The 3,602-nt window shown below is 69.6% G+C and carries 4 protein-coding genes; 3 read left to right on the top strand and 1 reads right to left on the bottom strand.

Annotation, left to right across the window (positions count from 1 at the left end; translation table 11 throughout):
- From ADBZ5U_RS15080 to fadD17, 3 genes are all read left to right on the top strand, one after another.
- Window positions 1-723 (top strand): acyl-CoA dehydrogenase family protein (locus ADBZ5U_RS15080; protein WP_526811543.1); only part of this gene is annotated, 723 nt, incomplete at its 5' end.
- A gap of 11 nt (window positions 724-734) precedes the next feature.
- Window positions 735-1,826, top strand: a complete 1,092-nt coding sequence (locus tag ADBZ5U_RS15075; RefSeq protein ID WP_526811541.1) for an acyl-CoA dehydrogenase family protein — start codon at window positions 735-737, stop codon at window positions 1,824-1,826.
- Between the two features lie 11 nt (window positions 1,827-1,837).
- A complete protein-coding gene (fadD17, locus tag ADBZ5U_RS15070; RefSeq protein WP_526811544.1) occupies window positions 1,838-3,331 on the top strand; it encodes a long-chain-fatty-acid--CoA ligase FadD17 in 1,494 nt (497 codons plus the stop codon).
- On the opposite strand, the gene ADBZ5U_RS15065 is transcribed toward fadD17, so the two are convergent.
- The coding region (locus ADBZ5U_RS15065) for a thiamine pyrophosphate-dependent enzyme (protein WP_526811539.1) at window positions 3,328-3,602 on the bottom strand (275 nt) is incomplete at its 5' end. The two genes, fadD17 and ADBZ5U_RS15065, sit on opposite strands and share 4 nt — an antisense overlap.

The following is a 3,602-nucleotide window of genomic DNA, read 5'->3' as shown; positions in this document are numbered from 1 at the left end:
CAGAAGATGTGGACCAGCCTGATCCAGTACGCCGACTACGTGTGGCTGGCGGTTCGCACCAATACCGAGGCCAAGAAGCACCGCGGGATCTCGGTGCTGATCGTGCCGACATCGGTCGAGGGCTTCTCCTGGACCCCGGTGCACACCATGGCGGGGCCGAGTACGAGCGCCACCTACTACCAGGATGTCCGGGTTCCGGTCGCCAACCGGGTCGGCGAGGAGAACGGCGGCTGGAAGCTGGTGACCAATCAGCTCAACCACGAACGGGTGGCGCTGGTTTCGGCCCAGCCGATCTTCACCGCCCTGACGCTGGTGCGGGAGTGGGCGCAGAACACCCCTATGAAATCGGGCGACGCCCGCGGCGCGCGGCTGATCGACTCGGAATGGGTGCAGCTCAACCTGGCGCGGGTTCACGCCAAGGCGGAGTACCTCAAGCTCATCAACTGGGAGCTGGCGTCGGCGGCGGCGGCCTCCCCGTCGCCGGCGGACGCCTCGGCGGCAAAGGTCTTCGGAACCGAGTTGGCGACCGAGGCCTACCGGCTGCTGATGGAGATCCTCGGCCCGTCGGCCACCCTGCGGCAGGACTCCCGGGGCGCGCTGCTGCGCGGCCGGGTGGAGCGCCTGCACCGCGCCGCGCTGATCCTGACCTTCGGCGGCGGCACCAACGAGGTCCAGCGGGACATCATCGGCATGGCGGCGCTGGGCCTGCCGCGGAACCGTTAGGAGGGAACCAGATGGATTTCACCAGAACCGAAGCGGCCCAAGATCTTTCCGGCTTGGTCGCCACCATCGTCAATTCGGTGTGCACGCCGGAGCATCAGCGCGAGTTGGACCTCCCGGATCAACGTTTCGACACCGTGCTGTGGAAGAAACTCATCCACGCCGACGTCCTGAACGCCGCGGCACCGGAGTCGGTCGGCGGCGGCGGCTTCGGGGTGCTGGAACAGACCGCCATCCTGACCGCCCTGGGCAGGCAGTTGGCGGCGGTGCCCTACCTGGAGTCGGTCGTGCTCGGCGCCGGCGCACTGGCCCGGTTCGCCTCGGCGGACCTGCGGCAGGCCTGGGCGGCCCCGGCGGTGGCCGGGGAGAAGATCCTGACCATCGCACTCGACGGGGAGACCGGGCAGGGCCCGGTACAGGCGGCCGCTGCCGGCGCGGGCTACCGGCTGACCGGAAGCCGGATCCAGGTGCCGTACGGCCCGGTTGCGGACGCGTTCCTGATCCCGGCCGAAACCGACTCCGGGACAAAGGTATTCCTGGTCGACGCCGACGCGGTGTCGGTGACCCCCTTGCAGACGACCGGTTTGAACAGTTGCGCTGAGATCGACCTGGCCGGGGTTCAGGTGGACGCCGAGCGGGTGGTCGGCGAGGCCGAGGTGCTGTCCTGGCTGACCGCGCGGCGGGCGGTGGGACTGGCGGCCTACCAGTTGGGCGTGCTGGAACGGGCCCTGGAGCTCACCGCCGAGTACGCCCGCAGTCGCGAGCAGTTCGACCGTCCGATCGGCAGCTTCCAGGCCGTCTCCCAGCGACTGGCCGACGACTACATCGACATCAAGGGCCTGCGACTCACCTGCGAACAGGCCTCCTGGCGGCTGTCCGAGGATCTGCCCGCCGACTCCGAGGTGGCCACCGCCGCCTTCTGGGCGGCCGAGGCCGGCCACCGGGTGGCGCACACCACGGTGCATGTTCACGGCGGTGTCGGTATCGACATGGACCACCCGGTGCACCGTTACTTCATGACGGCCAAGCAGACCGAGTTCGCGCTCGGCGGGGCGACCGCCCAGTTGCGGATCATCGGCCGGGACCTGGCCGACACCCCGGCCTGATTCGTCCGGTGCTGCCCACCGTCACACAACTGCTGCGGCCGCTCGCCGCGGTCGACGATCGCGGGATCCACGGCGACGACGGCTCGTATTCGACCTGGCGGCAACACATTCAGGACGGCGCCGACATCGCCGCGTTCCTGCGCGCCCGACTCGATCCGGACCGGCCGCCGCACGTCGGGGTGCTGCTGGACAACACCCCGCTGTTCTCGGCGCTGCTGGTGGCCGGAGCCCTCGGCGGCGTGGTTCTGGTCGGGTTGAATCCCACCCGTCGCGGTGCCGCCCTGCGCCGCGACGTCACCTCCGCCGACTGCCAGTTCGTCATCACCGACCATGGCGCCGAATGCGACCCCGCCGGCGTTCCGGTGGTGCGGGTCACCGGCGGCGCGTGGTCGCCGGAACTGGCCGCGTTCACCGGTTCGCCGGTCACCTTCCCCGACACCCGACCCGACGATCTGTTCATGCTGATCTTCACCTCCGGAACCAGCGGCGAACCCAAGGCGGTGCGGTGCACCCACGAGAAGGTGGCGGGCCCCGGTGTGATGCTCGCCCAGCGTCTCGGCCTCGGACCCTCCGACGTCTTCTATCTGTCGATGCCGATGTTCCACTCCAACGCCGTGATGGCGGGGTGGGCGCCCGCGGTGGCGGCGCAAGGCTCGATAGCGCTGCGCGCCAAGTTCACCGCCACCGGCTTCGTCGACGATGTGCGGCGGTACGGGGCCACCTACGCCAACTACGTCGGCAAGCCCATGTCCTACATCCTGGCCACCCCGGAGAGGCCGGACGACGCCGACAACCCGCTCCGCATCATGTACGGCAACGAGGCCGCGCCGCGGGACATCGGGCGGTTCGCCCGACGGTTCGCGGTCACCGTCGTCGACGGTTTCGGCTCCAGCGAAGGCGGGGTGTCCATCAGCCGGACCCCGGACACGCCCGAGGGTTCGCTGGGGCCGCTGCCCGGGGAGTTGGCCGTCGTCGACGTCGAGACAGGCCGGCCCTGTCCCCCCGGAGTGGTCGGCGAACTGGTCAACCTCACCGGACCCGGACAGTTCCGCGGCTACTACAACGATCCGGACGCCGAAGCCGAACGGATGGCCGGCGGGGTCTATCACAGCGGTGATCTGGCCTACCTCGACGACGACGGATTCGTGCACTTCGCCGGCCGGCTCGGCGACTGGATGCGGGTCGACGGCGAGAACCTCGGAACGGCGCCGATCGAGCGGGTCCTGATGCGCCACCCCGGTGTCACCGAAGCCGCGGTATACGGCATCCCCGACCCGAAAGTCGGAGACCGGGTGATGGCCGCCCTGGTGCTGCCCGAGGGAACCCCGTTCGACGCGGCCCGGTTCCGCAGGTTCCTGTCCGAGCAGACCGATCTGGGCCCCAAGCAGTGGCCGTCGTTCGTGCGGGTCTCCACCGCACTGCCCAAGACCGAGACGTTCAAGGTGATCAAACGCCGGCTTGCCGCTGAGGGCACCGGCTGCGACGATCCGGTGTTCGAGATTTAGCCGGCCAGCGACGGCATGACCGCTTCGATCAGGTGCGGACCCGGCTCGGCGAAGGCCCACCGCAACGCACCGGCGAATTCCTCCGCGGTGACGACCCGGCGGGCGGGCACCCCCATACCCTCGGCCATCTTCACGAAATCCATTGTCGGCGAGGTCAGATCGAGGAGCGACTCGGCTTTGGGGCCGGTCGGCTGGTCCGGCTCCCGGGCGCCGACCCGCTGCAGTTCGATCCGCAGGATGTCATAGGCGCGGTTGGCGTAGACCACCGTGG

The sequence above is a fragment of the Mycobacterium sp. genome (assembly GCF_040398885.1).
Classification (GTDB): domain Bacteria; phylum Actinomycetota; class Actinomycetes; order Mycobacteriales; family Mycobacteriaceae; genus Mycobacterium.
Note: the sequence above shows the minus strand (reverse complement) of the source record. Positions and strands in the feature narration are given on the sequence as shown.

Excerpts from the sequence above, each read along its gene's own strand:
- ADBZ5U_RS15075 (WP_526811541.1), top strand. The coding sequence starts at position 735 with ATGGATTTCACCAGAACCGAAGCGGCCCAAGATCTTTCCGGCTTGGTC.